The sequence below is a fragment of the Phytobacter sp. genome (genome assembly GCF_059074235.1).
This window is the reverse complement of sequence record NZ_JCACPZ010000003.1, coordinates 1-19,319: the sequence shown is the minus strand read 5'-3', so window position 1 is coordinate 19,319 and position 19,319 is coordinate 1. Positions and strand designations below refer to the sequence as shown.

At 53.8% G+C, this 19,319-nt stretch carries 19 protein-coding genes; 15 read left to right on the top strand and 4 right to left on the bottom strand.

Going from position 1 to position 19,319, the window contains the following annotated elements; all coding sequences use genetic code 11:
- Positions 1 to 82 precede the first annotated feature (82 nt).
- The gene (locus AC5JPW_RS03400) at positions 83 to 1,396 is read left to right on the top strand and encodes an anaerobic sulfatase maturase (protein WP_494238269.1); all 1,314 of its coding nucleotides are present in this window, start codon (positions 83 to 85) and stop codon (positions 1,394 to 1,396) included.
- On the opposite strand, the gene AC5JPW_RS03395 is transcribed toward AC5JPW_RS03400, so the two are convergent.
- Positions 1,385 to 2,212, bottom strand: coding sequence for a dienelactone hydrolase family protein (locus AC5JPW_RS03395; protein ID WP_494238268.1), 828 nt, complete (start codon positions 2,210 to 2,212; stop codon positions 1,385 to 1,387). The two genes, AC5JPW_RS03400 and AC5JPW_RS03395, sit on opposite strands and share 12 nt — an antisense overlap.
- Before the next feature lie 261 nt (positions 2,213 to 2,473).
- On the opposite strand from AC5JPW_RS03395, the gene udp reads away from it, so the two are divergent.
- The 8 genes from udp (at position 2,474) to tatD (ending at position 8,935) form a co-directional block, all read left to right on the top strand.
- Positions 2,474 to 3,235, top strand: a complete 762-nt coding sequence (gene udp, locus AC5JPW_RS03390; RefSeq protein ID WP_494238267.1) for a uridine phosphorylase — start codon at positions 2,474 to 2,476, stop codon at positions 3,233 to 3,235.
- 247 nt (positions 3,236 to 3,482) lie between these two features.
- Positions 3,483 to 4,238: a bifunctional demethylmenaquinone methyltransferase/2-methoxy-6-polyprenyl-1,4-benzoquinol methylase UbiE gene (gene ubiE, locus AC5JPW_RS03385; RefSeq protein WP_494238266.1), complete on the top strand. Its 756-nt coding sequence runs from the start codon at positions 3,483 to 3,485 to the stop codon at positions 4,236 to 4,238.
- An 11-nt stretch (positions 4,239 to 4,249) separates the two neighbouring features.
- The gene (gene ubiJ / locus AC5JPW_RS03380; RefSeq protein ID WP_494238265.1) at positions 4,250 to 4,855 is read left to right on the top strand and encodes a ubiquinone biosynthesis protein UbiJ; all 606 of its coding nucleotides are present in this window, start codon (positions 4,250 to 4,252) and stop codon (positions 4,853 to 4,855) included.
- Positions 4,852 to 6,492 carry a ubiquinone biosynthesis regulatory protein kinase UbiB gene (gene ubiB, locus AC5JPW_RS03375; protein WP_494238264.1) on the top strand — a complete coding sequence of 547 codons (1,641 nt, stop codon included), beginning with the start codon at positions 4,852 to 4,854 and terminating at the stop codon, positions 6,490 to 6,492. The genes ubiJ and ubiB overlap by 4 nt, the downstream gene beginning before the upstream one ends.
- 78 nt (positions 6,493 to 6,570) lie before the next feature.
- Positions 6,571 to 6,825: a Sec-independent protein translocase subunit TatA gene (gene tatA / locus AC5JPW_RS03370; protein WP_494238263.1), complete on the top strand. Its 255-nt coding sequence runs from the start codon at positions 6,571 to 6,573 to the stop codon at positions 6,823 to 6,825.
- Positions 6,826 to 6,828: 3 nt separating this feature from the next.
- Positions 6,829 to 7,344, top strand: a complete 516-nt coding sequence (gene tatB / locus AC5JPW_RS03365; RefSeq protein WP_494238262.1) for a Sec-independent protein translocase protein TatB — start codon at positions 6,829 to 6,831, stop codon at positions 7,342 to 7,344.
- Between the two features lie 2 nt (positions 7,345 to 7,346).
- Positions 7,347 to 8,108: a Sec-independent protein translocase subunit TatC gene (gene tatC / locus AC5JPW_RS03360; protein ID WP_494238261.1), complete on the top strand. Its 762-nt coding sequence runs from the start codon at positions 7,347 to 7,349 to the stop codon at positions 8,106 to 8,108.
- A gap of 41 nt (positions 8,109 to 8,149) precedes the next feature.
- Positions 8,150 to 8,935 carry a 3'-5' ssDNA/RNA exonuclease TatD gene (gene tatD / locus AC5JPW_RS03355; protein WP_494238260.1) on the top strand — a complete coding sequence of 262 codons (786 nt, stop codon included), beginning with the start codon at positions 8,150 to 8,152 and terminating at the stop codon, positions 8,933 to 8,935.
- On the opposite strand, the gene rfaH is transcribed toward tatD, so the two are convergent.
- Positions 8,922 to 9,410 carry a transcription/translation regulatory transformer protein RfaH gene (gene rfaH / locus AC5JPW_RS03350; RefSeq protein ID WP_494238259.1) on the bottom strand — a complete coding sequence of 163 codons (489 nt, stop codon included), beginning with the start codon at positions 9,408 to 9,410 and terminating at the stop codon, positions 8,922 to 8,924. The genes tatD and rfaH overlap by 14 nt on opposite strands.
- Before the next feature lie 169 nt (positions 9,411 to 9,579).
- On the opposite strand from rfaH, the gene ubiD reads away from it, so the two are divergent.
- Together ubiD and fre are read left to right on the top strand one after the other, a co-directional pair.
- Complete coding sequence (gene ubiD, locus AC5JPW_RS03345) at positions 9,580 to 11,073, top strand: 4-hydroxy-3-polyprenylbenzoate decarboxylase (protein ID WP_494238329.1); 1,494 nt, start codon at positions 9,580 to 9,582, stop codon at positions 11,071 to 11,073.
- A 60-nt stretch (positions 11,074 to 11,133) separates the two neighbouring features.
- The gene (fre, locus tag AC5JPW_RS03340) at positions 11,134 to 11,835 is read left to right on the top strand and encodes an NAD(P)H-flavin reductase (protein ID WP_494238258.1); all 702 of its coding nucleotides are present in this window, start codon (positions 11,134 to 11,136) and stop codon (positions 11,833 to 11,835) included.
- Between the two features lie 185 nt (positions 11,836 to 12,020).
- Here fre and fadA read toward each other — a convergent pair whose 3' ends face one another.
- Positions 12,021 to 13,184 carry an acetyl-CoA C-acyltransferase FadA gene (gene fadA, locus AC5JPW_RS03335; protein WP_494238257.1) on the bottom strand — a complete coding sequence of 388 codons (1,164 nt, stop codon included), beginning with the start codon at positions 13,182 to 13,184 and terminating at the stop codon, positions 12,021 to 12,023.
- Positions 13,185 to 13,193: 9 nt separating this feature from the next.
- Complete coding sequence (gene fadB, locus AC5JPW_RS03330; RefSeq protein ID WP_494238256.1) at positions 13,194 to 15,383, bottom strand: fatty acid oxidation complex subunit alpha FadB; 2,190 nt, start codon at positions 15,381 to 15,383, stop codon at positions 13,194 to 13,196.
- A 190-nt stretch (positions 15,384 to 15,573) separates the two neighbouring features.
- Between fadB and pepQ the strand changes: the two genes are divergently transcribed.
- From pepQ to AC5JPW_RS03310, 4 genes are all read left to right on the top strand, one after another.
- On the top strand, positions 15,574 to 16,905 hold the full coding sequence (gene pepQ / locus AC5JPW_RS03325) for a Xaa-Pro dipeptidase (protein WP_494238328.1): 1,332 nt from the start codon (positions 15,574 to 15,576) through the stop codon (positions 16,903 to 16,905).
- Positions 16,905 to 17,519 carry an IMPACT family protein gene (locus tag AC5JPW_RS03320; protein ID WP_494238255.1) on the top strand — a complete coding sequence of 205 codons (615 nt, stop codon included), beginning with the start codon at positions 16,905 to 16,907 and terminating at the stop codon, positions 17,517 to 17,519. The genes pepQ and AC5JPW_RS03320 overlap by 1 nt, the downstream gene beginning before the upstream one ends.
- A 47-nt stretch (positions 17,520 to 17,566) precedes the next feature.
- Entirely contained in the window at positions 17,567 to 19,018 is a 1,452-nt protein-coding gene (trkH, locus tag AC5JPW_RS03315) for a Trk system potassium transporter TrkH (protein ID WP_494238254.1), read from the top strand.
- A gap of 10 nt (positions 19,019 to 19,028) precedes the next feature.
- Positions 19,029 to 19,319, top strand: a 291-nt coding sequence (locus AC5JPW_RS03310) for a flavodoxin domain-containing protein (RefSeq protein ID WP_494238253.1), incomplete at its 3' end; no start/stop codon positions are given.

The window sequence follows — 19,319 nt, the reverse complement described above, 5'->3', positions numbered from 1 at the left end:
CGCGCCTCTGGTACTGACTCCCTGACGTTTTCCATTACACTACCTGCTCTGTTCCGTTTGATGCATTGAGGATGTTATCGATATGGCAGTAGCAGGGTGCCATGTAATGGCGAAGCCGACCGGGTCGGTGTGTAACATCGATTGCACCTACTGTTTTTACCTCGAAAAAGAGGCGCTTTACCCTGAGCGGAATAAAAACTGGTGCATGTCGGATGAGACTCTCGAAAAATACATCCAGCAGCAGATTGCCGCGCAAAGCGGCAACCGTGTGATTTTTGCCTGGCAGGGTGGAGAACCGACCATGATGGGGCTGGGATTTTTCCGCCGTGTGGTGGCGCTCTGTGCGCACTATGCCAACGGTAAGAAAATCGAACACGCCCTGCAAACCAACGGCATTGTGCTCAACGATGAATGGGCGCAGTTCTTTGCCGAACATCATTTCCTGGTCGGCCTGTCGATTGACGGCCCGGCGCATCTGCATAACCAGTATCGGGTAAATCGCGCTGGCAAAGGCACCCATGAGCAGGTGATAGCGGCGATGGCCCTGCTCAAAGCCCATGGTGTGCAATTCAATACCCTGACGGTGGTGGGCAAGCACAACGTCAGCCATGCGCGTGAAGTGTATGACTTCCTGCTGGCGTCAGGCTCCCGGCATATGCAGTTTATTCCGCTGGTGGAGCGGATGAGTACGTCGCAAACGACGGTGCTGAATCTGGTGATGCCGGGAGAAAGTGCAGCGACTCTGACCCCCTGGACGGTTCCCTCCTGGCAGTTTGGTGAGTTTCTCAGTCAGATTTTTGACGTCTGGATTCGCCGCGACGTAGGGCGAGTATCAGTGCAAATGTTTGATGTGGCTTTTGCTGCCTGGAACGGACAGCCTCCCGTACTCTGCGTTCATTCCGAAACCTGCGGTCACGCCTTTGCGCTGGAATCTAACGGCGATCTCTATAACTGCGATCACTTTGTCTACCCCGAGCATCTGCTGGGTAATATTCATCAGCAAAGTATTGAGGTGATGAATAACAGCGAACAGGCACGCACTTTTGGCGAGGCGAAGCGAGACGGCCTGACTGCCGATTGTAACCGCTGCGATTTTCGTTTTGTTTGCCACGGGGGCTGTCCAAAACACCGCTTTGCGGTCTCACCGGGCGGGCACATTGGACATAATTATCTGTGCGCCGGTTATCAGCACTTCTTTAAGCATATTACGCGGGTGATGAACGTCTGGCGGGAGATTCTGGCGGATGGTCATTCCCCCACGACCATTATGCAGTGGGTGGCGCAGGACGATCGCCCTACGGTAAAAACCGCTCAACCGGGAACCGTCAGCCGCAACGACCTGTGTCCTTGCGGCAGCGGTAAAAAATATAAAAAGTGCTGCGGGTTACGCCACTGAGTTGTCGCGGGACACGCCGCCTGATTTTGCAAACCAGTCCAGCATGCGCTGCCAGCCATCTTTGGCTGACTCTTCATGGTAACTGGGGCGGTAATCAGCATTAAACGCATGCCCGGCATCCGGGTAGACAACAATCTCCGCACGGGCGTTGGCGGCACGCAGCGCATGGCGCATGGTGTCGACAGTGTCGAGCGGAATGCCTGTATCCTGGGCGCCATACAGACCGAGCACCGGCGCACTGAGATCAACCGCAATATCCACCGGGTGTTTGGGCGAATTCAGGGATTTTTGCCCCACCAGTTTGCCGTACCAGGCGACCGCGGCTTTGAGCTGCGGGTTATGTGCGGCGTACAGCCAGGCAATTCTTCCGCCCCAACAAAAACCGGTTGCCAGCAGGCGCTGGGCATCACCGCCGTTGCGTGCGGCCCAGTTGGCGACATGATCGAGATCGGCCAACACCTGCGCATCCGGGACTTTCGTCACCAGACCGTCAAAAAGGGTCTGAATATCGGCAAAATCATTAGGATCGCCCTGGCGGAAGTAGAGTTCCGGGGCGACGGCCAGGTAGCCTTCCAGGGCGAGGCGACGGCAAAGGTCGCGAATGTGTTCATGCACGCCGAAAATTTCCTGAATCACCAGTACGACAGGCAGTGCACCCGTGGCACTTTTTGGCCGCGCATGGTACGCAGGCATACTGTCGCCCTGGGTTGGGATGGTGGTTTCGCCAGCGATGATGACGTCTTCCGGGGTATGCAATGTTGTGGACGCGTGAGGTGAAGCCGCGGGGGCGTAGCCCGGCAGTGTATTGGTTGTCATGGCATTCTCCATACCTTTTATTAGCTATTAGCGCTTCTGTAACTATAGTCCGCACAAGCGCAAACCTTCCTGTGAGAAAAAGGCTATCTTTGGAGCAGGGTTGTAAGGGTGAATATGTTAATGTGATTCGAATCACTATTTTATGGAAATGTTATGCAAACAAATTTCCCCATGGCGATCTTAGTCACGAAATTTCACGCATCTCTTCTGTAAAGTACCTTTTTGCTTCTTCTGACTAAACCTGACCACAGAGGAGTCTTTATGTCCAAGTCTGATGTTTTTCATCTCGGCCTCACTAAAAACGATTTACAAGGGGCTACCCTGGCTATCGTCCCTGGCGATCCGGAGCGTGTGGAAAAGATCGCCGCGCTGATGGATAAGCCGGTTAAGCTGGCATCCCACCGCGAGTTCACCTCCTGGCGTGCTGAGCTCGATGGTAAAGCGGTTATCGTCTGCTCTACCGGTATCGGCGGCCCGTCGACTTCTATTGCTGTTGAAGAATTAGCTCAGCTCGGCATCCGTACTTTCCTGCGTGTTGGCACCACCGGCGCAATTCAGCCGCACATTAACGTTGGCGACGTACTGGTGACGACGGCCTCTGTTCGTCTGGACGGCGCAAGCCTGCACTTCGCACCGATGGAATATCCGGCAGTTGCAGACTTCGAGTGCACCACTGCACTGGTCGCGGCGGCGAAAGATGTTGGTGCCACCACCCACATTGGCGTAACCGCATCCTCTGATACCTTCTACCCGGGTCAGGAACGTTATGACACCTTCTCTGGCCGCGTAGTCAACCGCTACAAAGGCTCTATGGAAGAATGGCAGTCAATGGGCGTGATGAACTATGAGATGGAATCTGCGACACTGCTGACCATGTGTTCAAGCCAGGGTCTGCGCGCGGGGATGGTGGCTGGCGTCATCGTTAACCGTACCCAGCAGGAAATCCCGAATGCGGAAACCATGAAGCAGACTGAAAGTCATGCGGTGAAAATTGTCGTCGAAGCGGCACGCCGTCTGGTGTAATTCTGTTTGCATACGTTAAAGGCCGACTTGTTCGGCCTTTTTTGTTTTTTAAGGCGGGATAAATCTGGAACTGTTGCGCCAGTAAGAAGCTTTGCACTCAATTCATCGACATCGAGGACGATGTATTCATTCCATTTTATCCTTCTTTTCCTCTCAAACCGACACATCTCGCTAAGGTTGAAACGTAGGGCAATCGCGCCCAATCTGTTACACTTCACGAACATTTTCTTCAATAGCAGGCATTAAGATGGCGGATGATTCAAAAGAAACGACGCACTTTGGTTTTCAGACTGTCGCTAAAGATCAGAAAGCCGACATGGTGGCGCACGTTTTCCATTCTGTCGCTGCAAAATATGATGTCATGAATGATTTGATGTCCATGGGCATCCATCGTTTATGGAAGCGTTTCACCATCGACTGTAGTGGTGTGCGTCGTGGGCAAAAAGTACTGGATCTGGCGGGTGGCACCGGTGATTTGACGGCAAAATTCTCCCGTCTGGTCGGTGAAACGGGTCAGGTTGTTCTGGCAGACATTAACGAGTCCATGCTGAAGATGGGCCGTGAAAAACTACGCAATATTGGCATCATTGGCAATGTGGAATACGTGCAGGCTAACGCCGAGGCACTGCCTTTCCCGGACAACACCTTTGATTGCATCACCATCTCTTTCGGCCTGCGTAATGTCACCGAAAAAGAGAAAGCGCTGAAATCCATGTACCGCGTGCTGAAGCCGGGTGGTCGTTTGCTGGTGCTGGAATTTTCCAAACCGATTATCGAACCGCTGAGTAAAGTCTACGACGCCTACTCCTTCCATGTACTGCCACGTATTGGGCAACTGGTTGCCAGCGATGCAGACAGCTATCGCTATCTGGCGGAATCCATCCGCATGCACCCCGATCAGGAAACCCTGAAAGCGATGATGCAGGGCGCAGGTTTTGAAAACGTGGATTACTACAATCTCACCGCAGGCGTGGTGGCATTGCATCGTGGCTATAAGTTCTGACAGGAGTTTATATGCCCTTTAAGCCGTTGGTGAATGCAGGTATTGAGCGCGTGTTTAATACCTTCATCTATCGTGAAAAAGCCTTAAAACCGGCCCGGCAGCGTCTGCATGGCAAAGTGTTACGCGTAGAACTGAAAGAGTTCACTTCACCGCTGGTGCTGGCGTTCAGCGAGCGCCAGGTCGACGTGTTAGGTGAGTGGGAAGGTGACGCCGATTGTACGGTGGTGACCCGGCTGCGTGTGCTCCCTACGCTGCGCGATCGTCAGCAACTGACGGCCCTGATTCGTTCTGGCGATCTGGAAGTGCAGGGTGATATTCAGGTGGTTCAGAACCTGGTTGCGCTGATGGATCTGGCAGAGTTTGACGTGGCCGAGCTGTTGGCTCCCTGGACGGGTGATGTGGCGGCCGAAGGCATTGGTAAAACGCTGCGGGCGGGTGCTTTCTTTGTGGAGCATACCTTCAAGCGTCAGCAGCGCTATGTTGCGGAAGTCGTGACTGAAGAGTGGCGCCTTGCACCGGGGGCGCTGGAAGTGGCCTGGTTTGCGGAAGAAACCGCTGCGGTCGAACGTGCAGCCGACGCCCTAATCAAACGTATGGAAAAACTGGAGGGCAAATGACGCCAGGAGAAATTCGGCGCCTTTATTTCATCATCCAGACTTTTTTGAGTTACGGCCTTGATGAGCTCATCCCCAAAATGCGCATTACGCTTCCATTGCGATTGTGGCGGAAGATGTTGTTCTGGATGCCAAACCGCCACAAAGAGAAGCCTCTTGGTGAGCGCCTGCGCCTGGCATTGCAGGAGCTGGGTCCGGTCTGGATCAAGTTTGGTCAGATGTTATCGACACGCCGTGACCTCTTCCCACCGACGATTGCTGATCAACTGGCGATGTTGCAGGACAGGGTTGCGCCTTTTGATGGTCGTCTTGCCAAACAGCAAATTGAAAAAGCGATGGGCGACCAGCCGGTCGAGGCGTGGTTTGATGATTTCGACATTGAACCGCTGGCATCGGCATCTATTGCTCAGGTGCACACCGCGCGGCTGAAAGAGAACGGCAAAGAGGTGGTCATTAAGGTGATCCGCCCCGATATCCTGCCCATCATTAAAGCGGATTTGAAACTGATTTATCGCCTGGCGGGCTGGGTTCCGCGCCTGCTGCCGGACGGTCGTCGTTTGCGCCCGCAGGAAGTGGTGCGTGAGTACGAAAAAACGCTGATCGATGAGCTGGATTTGCTGCGTGAATCGGCGAATGCCATCCAGTTGCGGCGTAACTTTGATAAGAGCCCCATGCTCTACATCCCGGAAGTCTATTCTGACTATTGCAGTCAGAACATGATGGTGATGGAGCGTATTTACGGCATCCCGGTGTCAGACGTCGCGACGCTGGAGAAAAACGGCACCAACATGAAACTGCTGGCCGAGCGCGGCGTGCAGGTCTTCTTCACGCAGGTGTTCCGTGACAGTTTCTTCCATGCAGACATGCACCCGGGCAATATCTTTGTCAGCTTTGACCATCCGGAAGACCCTCAGTACATCGGGATTGATTGCGGTATCGTTGGGTCGCTGAACAAAGAAGATAAGCGCTATCTGGCGGAGAACTTCATCGCCTTCTTTAATCGTGATTACCGTAAAGTTGCTGAGTTGCACGTCGATTCAGGCTGGGTACCGCCAGACACCAATGTCGAAGAGTTCGAATTTGCCATTCGTACCGTCTGCGAACCGATTTTTGAAAAACCGCTGGCTGAGATCTCTTTTGGTCACGTGCTGCTGAATCTGTTTAACACTGCGCGTCGCTTCAATATGGAAGTGCAGCCGCAGCTGGTTTTGCTGCAAAAGACCTTGCTGTATGTTGAAGGAGTAGGGCGTCAGCTTTATCCGCAGCTTGATTTGTGGAAAACGGCGAAACCTTTCCTCGAAACCTGGATAAAAGATCAGGTGGGCCTGCCAGCCTTAATCAAGGCGGTGAAAGAAAAAGGACCGTTCTGGATCGAAAAAATGCCAGAACTACCTGAACTGATTTACAACAGTTTGCGCCACGGCAAGCAACTACAGATAAGTGTTGATAAAATCGCGGCTGAATTGCAATCCAATCATGTGCGTCAGGGGCAATCGCGTTATTTATTTGGCATTGGCGCAACATTGCTGCTGAGTGGTACGTTATTACTGATTAACCGGCCGGAATGGGGATTCAATCCTGGTTGGTTAATGGCTGCCGGTGTGATGGCCTGGTTTGTTGGCTGGCGTAAAACGCGCTAAGTATCACATCGTTCCCGGGAGGCCCGGTAATGTTTACTGAGGCCTGTTTTTATCATCATCACTTACAGAGGAACATGTATGGGTGGTATCAGTGTTTGGAATTTGGTGATCATTGCCGTTATTGTTGTGCTGCTGTTCGGAACGAAAAAACTGGGTTCGATTGGTTCCGATCTGGGCGCATCGATCAAAGGCTTTAAAAAAGCCATGAGCGACGATGACAAGCAAGATAAAGACAAATCTGCAGAGGATGCGGATTTCACGGCTAAATCTCTTGCTGACAAGCAAGAAGACGCGAAAAAAGACGAAAAGCGTCACGACAAAGAGCAGGTGTAATTCGTGTTTGATATTGGTTTCGGCGAACTGTTATTAGTCTTCGTGATCGGCCTTGTGGTGCTCGGTCCACAACGTTTACCCGTTGCGGTGCGCACGGTTGCAGGGTGGGTCAGAGCCCTGCGCTCTCTTGCAACAACAGTGCAAAATGAGCTGGCGCAGGAACTGAAAATGCAAGAGTTTCAGGACAGCCTGAAGAAGGTTGAAAAGGCGAGCCTGGAAAACCTGACGCCGGAGCTCAAAGCCTCAATGGATGAGTTGCGCCAGGCGGCAGAATCCATGAAGCGTTCTTACACCGTCAACGATCCTGAAAAATCGAGCGACGAAGCCCACACTATCCATAACCCGATAGTGAAGGGGAATGAAGAACAGCATGAAGGTGTTACGCCTTCAACGGCGGAAAACCAGGCCAGTGCGCCGGAACAGACGCCTGATGTGGCGGATCTGAAAAAGACGGAAACCCCGGTAGCAGACGTTAAACCGGTTTCTGAAACCACCCCTTCTCCAAGTGATAAATCCTGAACATGGCTGTTGATGATACCCAACCGCTCATCGCGCATCTGATTGAGCTGCGTAAGCGCCTGTTAAACTGCATCATTGCGGTGATCGCTATTTTCCTGGCGCTGGTTTACTTCGCTAACGACATCTACCATCTGGTTTCTGCGCCGCTGATCAAGCAGTTGCCGCAGGGCGCAACCATGATTGCGACCGATGTGGCATCGCCCTTTTTCACGCCGATCAAACTGACCTTTATGGTGTCGCTGATTTTGTCTGCGCCGGTGATTTTGTACCAGGTGTGGGCGTTTATCGCACCAGCGCTCTACCGACATGAACGTAAGCTGGTGGTGCCGCTGCTGGTCTCCAGCTCGTTACTGTTCTACATCGGGATGGCGTTCGCCTATTTCGTTGTCTTCCCGCTCGCGTTTGGCTTTTTGGCGAATACCGCGCCGGAAGGTGTACTGGTTTCAACGGACATCGCCAGTTATCTGAGCTTTGTGATGGCGCTGTTTATGGCGTTTGGCGTCTCCTTTGAAGTGCCGGTGGCGATTGTGCTGCTGTGCTGGATGGGCGTAACCACACCAGAATCGCTGCGCCAGAAACGTCCTTACGTGCTGGTGGGTGCATTTGTGGTCGGCATGTTGTTAACGCCGCCAGATGTGTTCTCCCAGACGTTGCTGGCTATCCCGATGTACTGCCTGTTTGAGGTCGGCGTGTTCTTCGCCCGTTTCTACACCGGCAAGGGGCGTCGTCGAGAGCAGGACGAAGAAGAAACCACAGAAGAGTAAATCCAGCCGCCCGTCAGGGCGGTTGTCATATGGAGTGAAGCATGTTCGATATTGGTGTCAACCTCACCAGCTCCCAGTTCTCTCACGATCGTGATGAGGTAATTGCCCGTGCTCAGGCGGCAGGCCTTAGCGGCATGTTACTGACCGGAACCAATCTGCATGAGAGCGAGCAGGCGCAGAAGTTTGCGCGTTATTACTCGCACTGCTGGTCCACCGCCGGGGTACATCCCCATGACAGCAGTAGCTGGACCCAGGCGACGGAAAGCAACATTCGCACGCTCGCAGCACTGCCAGAAGTGGTGGCTATCGGTGAATGTGGCCTCGATTTTAACCGTAACTTCTCCACCCCAGAGGAGCAGGAGAGGGCGTTTGTCGCACAGCTGGCGCTGGCGGCTGAGCTTTCGATGCCCGTGTTTTTACACTGCCGCGATGCCCATGCTCGTTTTCTGACGTTGCTGGATCCCTGGCTGGAGAAGCTGCCTGGCGCGGTACTGCATTGCTTTACTGGCACATTAAGTGAAGCCCAGGATTGCCTTGCTCGTGGTATGTATCTCGGGATAACCGGCTGGGTTTGTGACGAGCGGCGTGGGCTGGAATTGCGTGACGTACTGCCGCACATTCCTGCTGAGCGCCTGTTTGTGGAAACCGACGCGCCTTATTTGCTACCGCGTGATTTAGCGCCGAAGCCCAAATCACGTCGCAACGAACCCGCGCATCTGGCGCATATTTTGCGCTGCGTTGCCGGGCTGCGTGGGGAAGAGGCGGCGTGGCTGGACGAGATTCTGGATAAAAACGTCGAGACGCTCTTTGGGATTACGCTTTCTTAAAGTCGGTGTTTTTAATGCTCTGCATCACCTGTTTATTCAGCAGGTTGAGCAGCAGCATGGAGCGGGCTTCGCCATCCGGCTCTTTAAAGATGGCCTGCAGGCCTTCCAGTGCCCCTTCGGTGATGATGACCTGATCGCCAGGATACGGCGTTTCAGGATCGGTTACACCTTCAGGCTTATAGAGCGAAAGCTGGTGAATGACCGTTGAAGGCACAAGTGCCGGTTGGGCACCAAAGCGAACAAAATGGCTGACACCGCGCGTGGCGTTAATGGTGGTGGTGTGAATGGTTTCCGGATCGAATTCCACAAACAGATAGTTGGGGAATAAAGGTTCGCTGACCGTCGTACGTTTACCGCGAACCATTTTCTCCAGCGCGATCATTGGCGTCAGGCAGTTAACCGCCTGGCGTTGGAGGTGTTCCTGGGCGCGCTGAAGCTGGCCACGTTTGCAGTAAAGTAGATACCAGGATTGCATAATGTTCTTTTCCGGAAGTTCGGAGCGCAAGAATATCAAATGCACGCCGAGATGGCTAAGTTGATTATACGTCTCGCTCTCATTACCGTTGTATTTCACTTCAATTTAACAAAATTACAGCAACACGAAGATGAACACCGTATAATAAAGCGCTAATCAAGAGGCCAGCATAAACCCCATGAAATACCACGACCTACGCGATTTTCTGACGCTGCTTGAGCAGCAGGGCGAACTCAAACGCATCACGCTGCCGGTGGATCCTCATCTGGAGATAACGGAAATTGCTGACCGTACGCTTCGTGCGGGTGGGCCGGCGTTACTGTTTGAAAACCCGAAAGGGTACTCCATGCCGGTCCTGTGCAACCTGTTCGGTACCCCGCGTCGCGTGGCGTTAGGAATGGGGCAGGAAGATGTCAGTGCATTGCGCGAGGTAGGGAAATTACTGGCCTTTCTGAAAGAACCTGAGCCGCCAAAAGGCTTTCGCGATCTCTTCGATAAGCTCCCTCAGTTTAAACAAGTTCTGAACATGCCGACCAAACGGCTGCGCGGTGCGCCTTGCCAGCAAAAAGTGGTGCAGGGCGATGATGTCGATCTGACAAAAATCCCGATTATGCAGTGCTGGCCTGAAGATGCAGCACCGCTGATCACCTGGGGACTGACCGTCACCCGGGGGCCGCATAAAGAACGCCAGAATCTGGGCATTTATCGCCAGCAGCTGATTGGTAAAAATAAGCTGATCATGCGTTGGTTGTCCCACCGTGGTGGTGCGCTGGACTTCCAGGAGTGGCGCGAGGCGCATCCTGGCGAACGTTTCCCGGTCTCTGTTGCCTTAGGCGCTGACCCGGCGACCATTCTGGCAGCAGTCACACCCGTGCCGGACACGCTGTCTGAATATGCTTTTGCCGGGCTGCTGCGCGGCACCAAAACTGAAGTCGTCAAATGCGTCTCGAATGATTTAGAAGTGCCTGCCAGTGCGGAAATCGTGCTGGAAGGCTATATTGAGCCGGGTGAAATGGCGCCGGAAGGGCCCTATGGTGACCACACGGGTTACTATAATGAAATCGACAATTTCCCGGTTTTCACCGTGACGCACATTACGCAGCGTGAAGATGCGATTTATCACTCAACCTACACCGGCCGTCCGCCGGATGAGCCCGCCGTATTGGGCGTGGCGTTGAATGAAGTCTTCGTGCCTATTCTGCAAAAGCAGTTCCCGGAAATCGTCGATTTTTACCTGCCGCCGGAAGGGTGTTCCTACCGTCTTGCGGTGGTCACCATGAAGAAACAGTACGCAGGCCACGCAAAACGCGTCATGATGGGTGTCTGGTCATTCCTGCGCCAGTTTATGTACACCAAGTTTGTGATTGTGTGTGATGACGATGTCAATGCGCGTGACTGGAATGACGTGATTTGGGCCATTACCACGCGTATGGACCCGGCACGCGATACGGTGCTGATTGAAAACACGCCGATTGATTACCTGGATTTTGCCTCACCGGTTTCCGGTCTTGGCTCAAAAATGGGACTGGATGCCACCAATAAGTGGCCTGGTGAAACCCAGCGTGAATGGGGTCGCCCTATTAAAAAGGATCCTGAGGTGACGGCGCGTATTGACGCCATCTGGGATGAACTGGCCATTTTTAGCGACGGTAAAGGTGCGTAACGCACCGCCGTTTTTCGCCTGACACAACGACAACAAGTATGAACCCGACAGAGGGAGCGCATGACAACCTTAAGCTGTAAAGTGACCTCGGTAGATGCCATCACCGATACCGTATATCGCGTACGTTTAGTGCCGGAAGCGGCTTTTTCTTTTCGCGCTGGCCAGTACTTAATGGTAGTGATGGATGAACGAGACAAACGCCCCTTCTCAATGGCTTCTACCCCCGATCAACATGAGTTTATCGAGCTGCACATTGGTGCTTCAGAGATCAATCTCTACGCCATGGCGGTGATGGATCGCATCCTGAAAGACCGTGAAATCGTGATTGATATTCCGCACGGTGAAGCCTGGCTGCGTGATGACGAAGAGCGTCCGCTGGTGCTGATTGCCGGGGGAACCGGTTTCTCCTACGCACGCTCTATTCTGTTAACGGCGCTGGCACAGAACCCGAACCGTGACATCACCATTTACTGGGGTGGTCGCGAAGAGAAGCATCTCTACGATCTGGCCGAGCTGGAAGCCCTGTCCGTTAATCATCCGAACCTGCGTGTCGAAGCTGTGGTTGAGCAGCCAGAAGAGAACTGGCGTGGCCGCAACGGTACGGTACTGACAGCGGTCTTACAGGATTTTGGCACCCTCGCGGAGCACGATATCTACATTGCCGGCCGTTTTGAAATGGCGAAAATTGCCCGTGACCTGTTCTGCAACGAACGCGGTGCACGTGAAGATCGCCTGTTCGGCGATGCATTCGCGTTTATTTAAGAAATAAAAAACCCGCCCCTGACAGGCGGGAAAAACGGCAACTAAACTGTCTCTCTTCGCCAGTGACGCCATAACTGCGTTGGCTGCGCTCGCTCACCCGAATCACTTACTTCAGTAAGCTCATCGGGATTCGTTCGCTTGCCGCCTTGTTCTGACGCCATTGGCTTTGAGATACTTTTGCTGATCTACACCCTCTCAAACACCGTCGCGATCCCCTGACCGAGTCCGATGCACATGGTTGCCAGACCAAACTGTGCGTCTTTACGTTCCATCAGATTGAGTAGGGTGGTGCTGATACGCGTACCGGAACAACCCAGCGGGTGACCGAGTGCGATCGCACCGCCGTTAAGGTTGATCCTCTCCTCTATCTGTTCCATCAGCCCCAGATCTTTAATGCACGGCAGGATCTGCGCGGCGAAGGCTTCGTTCATTTCAAACAGATCGATATCCCCTACGGATAGCCCGGCTTTTTTCAGCGCCAGTTTTGATGCCGGTACCGGACCGTAACCCATAATCGACGGATCGCAGCCTACCACCGCCATCGAACGCACGCGGGCTCTGGGTTTCAGCCCCAACTCGCGGGCGCGACTTTCGCTCATCACCAGCATGGCGGATGCACCATCGGAGAGGGCGGAAGAGGTTCCGGCGGTGACCGTGCCGTTGACCGGGTCAAAGGCGGGGCGCAGCGCCGAAAGGGCTTCAACGGTAGTTTCCGGGCGGATCACTTCATCGTAATTAAACTGTTTGAGCACGCCGTCGGCGTCATGACCACCGGTGGGAATGATTTCATTCCTGAACGCACCGGATTGCGTGGCAGCCCAGGCGCGAGCATGAGAGCGGGCGGCAAACGCATCCTGCATCTCACGGCTGATACCGTGCATGCGCGACAGCATTTCTGCCGTCAGCCCCATCATCCCTGCTGCTTTGGCGACATTACGGCTCATGCCGGGGTGAAAATCTACGCCGTGACTCATTGGCACATGGCCCATATGTTCCACGCCACCCACCAGACATGCCTGTGCATCGCCAGTCATTATCATGCGGGCTGCATCGTGCAGTGCCTGCATTGACGAACCGCACAAGCGGTTAACTGTGGTGGCGGGTACCGAATGTGGGATCTCCGCCAGCAGCGCGGCGTTACGTGCAATGTTGAAACCCTGCTCAAGGGTCTGCTGTACGCATCCCCAATAAATGTCGTCCAGGGCAGTGGCATCCAGCGCCGGGTTGCGCGCCAACAGGCTACGCATTAAGTGTGCGGAGAGATCTTCTGCCCGCACGTGGCGAAAAGCGCCGCCCTTTGAACGGCCCATCGGGGTGCGAATTGCATCGACAATGACTACCTGTTCCATTGTGACTCCTTAAGCCGTTTTCAGTTCGCCAACCGGGCGGGCTGGCTCAACTGAGGGATAGTACGGTTCGTTATGGCGCGCTTTTTCACGCAGACCAGCAGGTACCTCATACAACGGACCGAGTTGCTGATACTGCTGGGCCATATCGAGATATTTCGCGCTGCCGAGCGTATCGAGCCAGCGGAATGCGCCGCCGTGGAACGGAGGGAAACCGAGGCCATACACCAGCGCCATATCCGCTTCCGCCGGGCTTGCGATAATGCCTTCTTCAAGACAACGCACCACTTCGTTGACCATCGGGATCATCATGCGGGCGATAATCTCATCGTCGCTAAAATCGCGCTTCGGCTGACTGATGTCTGCCAGTAAGTCATCGACGGCTGCGTCCTCTTCTTTCTTCGGCTTGCCTTTGCTGTCTTCTTTATAGCGCCAGAAGCCGAGGCCATTTTTCTGCCCGAAGCGGTTAGCGTCGAACAGTGCATCGATGACATCGCGGTAATCTTTCTGCATGCGTTGCGGGAAACCTGCCGCCATCACTGCCTGTGCGTGATGCGCGGTATCAATGCCGACCACATCCAGCAAATATGCCGGACCCATTGGCCAGCCGAACTGTTTCTCCATCACTTTGTCGACCTTGCGGAAATCCGCACCGTCGCGCAGTAACTGGCTGAAGCCTGCGAAGTAGGGGAACAGCACGCGGTTGACGAAGAAACCGGGACAGTCGTTGACCACAATTGGCGTTTTGCCCATCTTGCTGGCCCAGGCCACCACTTTGGCGATGGTGGCATCCGAGGTTTTCTCACCGCGAATGACTTCAACCAGCGGCATACGGTGCACAGGGTTAAAGAAGTGCATACCGCAAAAGTTTTCCGGGCGCTTAAGCACGCTGGCCAGTTCGCCAATCGGAATCGTCGAAGTGTTCGAGGCCAGCACCGTATCCGGTCGAACTTTATCTTCGGTTTCCGCCAGCACCGCCTTTTTCACTTTCGGGTTTTCAACAACTGCTTCGACAACCACATCAACACGGTCAAAACCACTGTACTCAAGAGTCGGATGAATCGTTGCGATGACGCCAGCCAGTTTCAGACCGTCAATTTTTCCGCGCTCAAGCTGCTTGTTGAGCAGTTTGCTGGCTTCGGTCATGCCGAGCGTCAGCGACTTGTCGTTGATATCCTTCATCACTACCGGCACGCCTTTCCAGGCCGACTGGTAAGCAATGCCGCCGCCCATAATACCGGCACCCAGTACCGCAGCTTGTTTCGGCGTTTCAACGTCTTTGGTCAGCTTCTTCGCTTTGCCTTTCACAAACTGATCGTTGAGGAAGATTCCCACCAGAGCGCGGGCTTCTTTACTGTGTGCCAGGGGCACAAAGCTTTGGTTTTCAAGCTTCAGCGCCTCATCACGACCAAAGCGCGCTGCCGCTTCAATGGTTTTCACCGCAGTGATTGGCGCGGGGTAATGTTTGCCTGCTGTCTGCGCCACCATGCCTTTAGCAATGGTGAAGCTCATGGTCGCTTCAATTTTGCTTAAGTGCAGCGGTTCCAGTTTCGGCTGGCGCTTGGCTTTCCAGTCGAGATCGTCATTAATGGCCTGGCGCAGGATGGCGATGGCCCCCTCTTTTAGCTTCTCTGGTTTCACAATGCCGTCGACCAGCCCGATTTTGAGCGCCTCTTCGGCACCCACATCTTTACCGGCTGCAATGATCTCCAGTGCGCTGTCAGCACCGAGCAGGCGCGGCAGGCGTACTGAACCACCAAAGCCTGGCATGATGCCGAGTTTGGTTTCCGGCAGACCGATACGCAGATCGGGGGTAGCCAGACGGTAATCCGTCGCCAGTACGCATTCGCAACCGCCGCCCAGCGCGTAGCCATTCACAGCAGAAATCGTGGGTACGGGTAAATCTTCCAGGCGGCTGAAGACGCTGTTAGCAAAATGGAGCCAGGTGCTCAGTTGCTCTGCAGGAACCAGGAACAGGGAGAGGAATTCGGTGATATCAGCACCGACGATAAATGCCGCTTTTTCAGAACGCAGCAGCAGGGCTTTTAAATCGGCCTGCTTTTCCAGCACGTCCAGCGCCTCACCGAGGCTGGCAACGGTTGCCGTATCAAGTTTATTCACTGAGCCGGGGGCGTCGAACACCAGTTCGGCAATGCCGTCTTCCAGCCAGTTGAGATATAGGGTTTCGCCTTTGTAGAGCATGTCAGTCTCCTGAATCCAGCAAGATGATCTGGTCGTACCAGATGAGGCGAAGTGTGGATTTTATGTTAACAAATTGCAAATTTATCATTAAGAAATTGCAGGGCCGATCACGCTCAGTGGAAATCTCGCTCCCTGGGGCAGCTGTGCTAAGATGCGAAAACATGAGGTCAAAAAAACAGAAGGAAGAATGATGGACTCACTGGCCGCGCTGTATAAAAATCATATTGTTACGTTACAGGAACGTACCCGCGATGTACTGGCGCGCTTCAAGCTCGATGCGCTGTTGATTCACTCCGGCGAATTGTTCAACGTCTTTCTCGATGACCATCCGTACCCGTTTAAAGTTAACCCGCAGTTTAAAGCCTGGGTGCCGGTCACACAGGTTCCAAATTGCTGGTTGCTGGTGGATGGCGTTAACAAACCGAAACTGTGGTTCTACCTGCCGGTCGATTACTGGCACAACGTTGAACCGTTGCCGACATCCTTCTGGACGGAAGAGGTTGAGGTAATGGCCTTGCCGAAAGCCGATGGCATCGGCAGCCAGTTACCTGCCGCTCGCGGCAATATCGGTTATATCGGCCCGGTTCCGGAACGCGCACTGGCACTGGACATTACCGCCAGCAACATCAACCCGAAAGGGGTGATTGATTACCTGCACTACTATCGCGCTTACAAAACCGATTATGAACTGGCGTGCATGCGTGAAGCGCAGAAAACGGCGGTTAATGGTCATCGCGCGGCTGAGGAAGCCTTCCGTTCCGGTATGAGCGAGTTCGACATTAACCTCGCTTACCTGACGGCCACCGGCCACCGGGATACCGATGTGCCTTACAGCAATATTGTGGCGCTGAATGAGCATGCTTCCGTACTGCATTACACCAAACTGGATCACCGTGCGCCTGCTGAGCTGCGTAGCTTCTTGCTGGACGCAGGGGCGGAATATAACGGCTATGCCGCCGACCTGACCCGTACCTGGTCAGCTCACAGCGATAACGACTATGCCCATCTGGTCAAAGACGTTAATGAAGAGCAACTGGCGCTGATTGCGACCATGAAAACGGGTGTGAACTACCTCGAATACCATATTCAGTTCCATCAGCGCATTGCCAAACTGCTGCGCAAGCATCAAATCGTTACCGACATGAGTGAAGAAGCGATGGTGGAAAACGATCTTACCGGGCCGTTTATGCCGCACGGTATCGGGCATCCATTGGGTCTTCAGGTACATGATGTAGCCGGTTTTATGCAGGATGATACCGGTACGCACCTGTCGACACCGTCGAAATACCCGTACCTGCGCTGCACTCGCGTGCTGCAACCGCGCATGGTGCTGACCATTGAGCCGGGGATTTACTTTATTGACTCCCTGCTGATGCCGTGGCGTGAAGGCCAGTTCAGTAAACACTTCAACTGGCAGAAAATTGATGCCCTGAAGCCGTTCGGCGGGATTCGTATTGAAGACAACGTCGTCATCCATGAGAACAGCGTTGAGAACATGACGCGGGACCTGAAACTGGCGTAATGGAAAGCTGGCTGATACCGAACGCACCGGTCACCTTTGTCGAAGAGATCAAAAAGAGCCGTTTTATCACGCTGTTGGCGCACACCGATGGCGTGGAGGCGGCGAAAGCTTTTGTTGAGTCGGTTCGGGCTGAACACCCGGATGCGCGTCACCATTGCGTGGCCTGGGTTGCCGGGCCACCGGATGACTCGCAACAGCTGGGCTTTTCTGATGATGGTGAACCTGCCGGAACGGCCGGGAAACCGATCCTCGCCCAGTTAATGGGAAGTGGAGTCGGGGAAATTACCGCCGTGGTGGTGCGTTACTACGGCGGAGTATTGTTAGGCACTGGCGGTTTGGTGAAAGCCTATGGCGGTGGCGTCAGCCAGGCGCTTGCTCAGTTAACGACGCAGCGCAAGACGCCATTAACCGAATATACTTTGCAGTGTGAATACGGACAGTTGGCTGGCATTGAAACGATGCTCGGGCAGTTTTCCGGAAAAATTGTCGCAAGCGAATACCAGGCTGCGGTTCGCCTTCGGGTCGCGCTGCCGCAATCTGAAGTGACGGCTTTTTCGTCAAAACTCGCTGATTTCAGTCGCGGTGCGTTGCATTTAGATAAGATTGAAGAATAATCCCCACCTGTTTTTTGCATACTTAAATACCTAAGGAAGCGGCAGAGATGCATTTTCGCGCCATAACCCGAATTGTTGGACTTCTTATCATCCTCTTTTCCGGGACGATGATTTTGCCAGGGCTGGTGGCACTGATCTACCGCGACGGAGCAGGGCGAGCGTTTACCCAAACGTTTTTCGTTGCGCTGGCGATTGGCTCAATGCTGTGGTGGCCAAACCGCCGTGAGAAGAGCGAGCTCAAATCTCGCGAAGGCTTTCTTATCGTTGTCCTGTTCTGGACCGTGCTGGGGAGCGTGGGGGCGCTGCCGTTCATCTTCTCCGAAAGCCCAAACCTGACGGTCACCGATGCATTTTTTGAATCCTTCTCGGGGTTAACGACCACTGGGGCGACCACGCTGGTTGGGCTGGACTCGTTACCGCACGCCATTCTCTTTTATCGTCAGATGCTGCAGTGGTTCGGGGGGATGGGGATCATCGTCCTGGCCGTGGCAATTCTGCCTATTCTGGGTGTTGGGGGGATGCAGCTCTATCGCGCCGAAATGCCGGGGCCGTTGAAAGACAATAAAATGCGCCCGCGAATTGCCGAAACGGCGAAAACCCTGTGGTTCATCTATGTCTTGCTGACAATCGCCTGTGCGCTGGCGCTGTGGTTTGCCGGTATGCCCGCATTCGATGCTATCGGACATAGCTTCTCAACCATCGCTATTGGTGGCTTCTCGACGCATGACGCCAGTGTGGGCTATTTCGACAGTCCGACGATCAACACCATTATTGCTGTCTTCCTGCTGATCTCCGGCTGTAACTATGGTCTGCACTTCTCTTTATTAAGTGGACGTAATTTAAAGGTCTACTGGCGTGACCCTGAATTCAGAATGTTTATTGGTGTGCAGCTGACGCTGGTGGTTATCTGCACCGTCGTGTTGTGGTTCCATAATGTCTATGCCTCTGCCGTGACCACACTCAATCAGGCTTTCTTCCAGGTTGTCTCAATGGCGACAACGGCAGGATTCACCACCGACAGTATTGCCCGCTGGCCGTTGTTCCTCCCGGTGCTGCTGCTGTGCTCTGCGTTTATCGGTGGTTGTGCGGGGTCGACGGGTGGGGGACTGAAAGTCATCCGTATTCTTTTACTGTTCAAACAGGGTAACCGCGAGCTGAAGCGTCTGGTGCATCCGAATGCGGTTTACAGTATTAAGCTGGGGAACCGTGCGCTGCCGGAGCGTATCCTCGAAGCGGTATGGGGATTCTTCTCTGCCTACGCGCTGGTGTTTATCGTCAGCATGCTCGCTATTATCGCCACCGGGGTGGATGACTTCTCGGCGTTTGCTTCGGTGGTGGCGACACTTAATAACCTGGGTCCAGGGTTGGGTGTGGTGGCTGATAACTTTGCCAGTATGAACCCAGTGGCAAAATGGATCCTGATTGCCAATATGCTGTTTGGTCGTCTTGAGGTCTTTACCTTATTAGTACTCTTTACTCCAACCTTCTGGCGTGAATAAGGACATATCCGTGAAGACATTGATTCTGTTTTCCACCCGCGATGGACAGACGCACGAGATTGCTAACACGATTGCTGCTGAACTGAGTGGGCTTGGCGTTGAGAGTGATGTTATTGACCTTAATAACGCTCAAGCTGTTCGCTGGGAACGTTACGAGCGGGTGGTGATTGGTGCATCGATTCGTTATGGGCACTTTAGCCCGGTACTGGATAGCTTTGTAAAGCAGCATGGCGAAACACTGAGTCAGCTGCCGAGCGCCTTCTTTTCTGTAAACCTGGTGGCGCGTAAGCCCGAGAAGAAT

Excerpts from the sequence above, each read along its gene's own strand:
- fadB (WP_494238256.1), bottom strand. The coding sequence starts at position 15,383 with ATGCTCTACAAAGGCGAAACCCTATATCTCAACTGGCTGGAAGACGGC.
- ubiB (WP_494238264.1), top strand. The coding sequence starts at position 4,852 with ATGACGCCAGGAGAAATTCGGCGCCTTTATTTCATCATCCAGACTTTT.
- AC5JPW_RS03400 (WP_494238269.1), top strand. The coding sequence starts at position 83 with ATGGCAGTAGCAGGGTGCCATGTAATGGCGAAGCCGACCGGGTCGGTG.
- ubiJ (WP_494238265.1), top strand. The coding sequence starts at position 4,250 with ATGCCCTTTAAGCCGTTGGTGAATGCAGGTATTGAGCGCGTGTTTAAT.
- pepQ (WP_494238328.1), top strand. The coding sequence starts at position 15,574 with ATGGACTCACTGGCCGCGCTGTATAAAAATCATATTGTTACGTTACAG.
- trkH (WP_494238254.1), top strand. The coding sequence starts at position 17,567 with ATGCATTTTCGCGCCATAACCCGAATTGTTGGACTTCTTATCATCCTC.
- rfaH (WP_494238259.1), bottom strand. The coding sequence starts at position 9,410 with ATGCAATCCTGGTATCTACTTTACTGCAAACGTGGCCAGCTTCAGCGC.
- AC5JPW_RS03320 (WP_494238255.1), top strand. The coding sequence starts at position 16,905 with ATGGAAAGCTGGCTGATACCGAACGCACCGGTCACCTTTGTCGAAGAG.
- fre (WP_494238258.1), top strand. The coding sequence starts at position 11,134 with ATGACAACCTTAAGCTGTAAAGTGACCTCGGTAGATGCCATCACCGAT.
- tatC (WP_494238261.1), top strand. The coding sequence starts at position 7,347 with ATGGCTGTTGATGATACCCAACCGCTCATCGCGCATCTGATTGAGCTG.
- AC5JPW_RS03395 (WP_494238268.1), bottom strand. The coding sequence starts at position 2,212 with ATGACAACCAATACACTGCCGGGCTACGCCCCCGCGGCTTCACCTCAC.
- ubiE (WP_494238266.1), top strand. The coding sequence starts at position 3,483 with ATGGCGGATGATTCAAAAGAAACGACGCACTTTGGTTTTCAGACTGTC.
- tatD (WP_494238260.1), top strand. The coding sequence starts at position 8,150 with ATGTTCGATATTGGTGTCAACCTCACCAGCTCCCAGTTCTCTCACGAT.
- fadA (WP_494238257.1), bottom strand. The coding sequence starts at position 13,184 with ATGGAACAGGTAGTCATTGTCGATGCAATTCGCACCCCGATGGGCCGT.
- tatA (WP_494238263.1), top strand. The coding sequence starts at position 6,571 with ATGGGTGGTATCAGTGTTTGGAATTTGGTGATCATTGCCGTTATTGTT.
- udp (WP_494238267.1), top strand. The coding sequence starts at position 2,474 with ATGTCCAAGTCTGATGTTTTTCATCTCGGCCTCACTAAAAACGATTTA.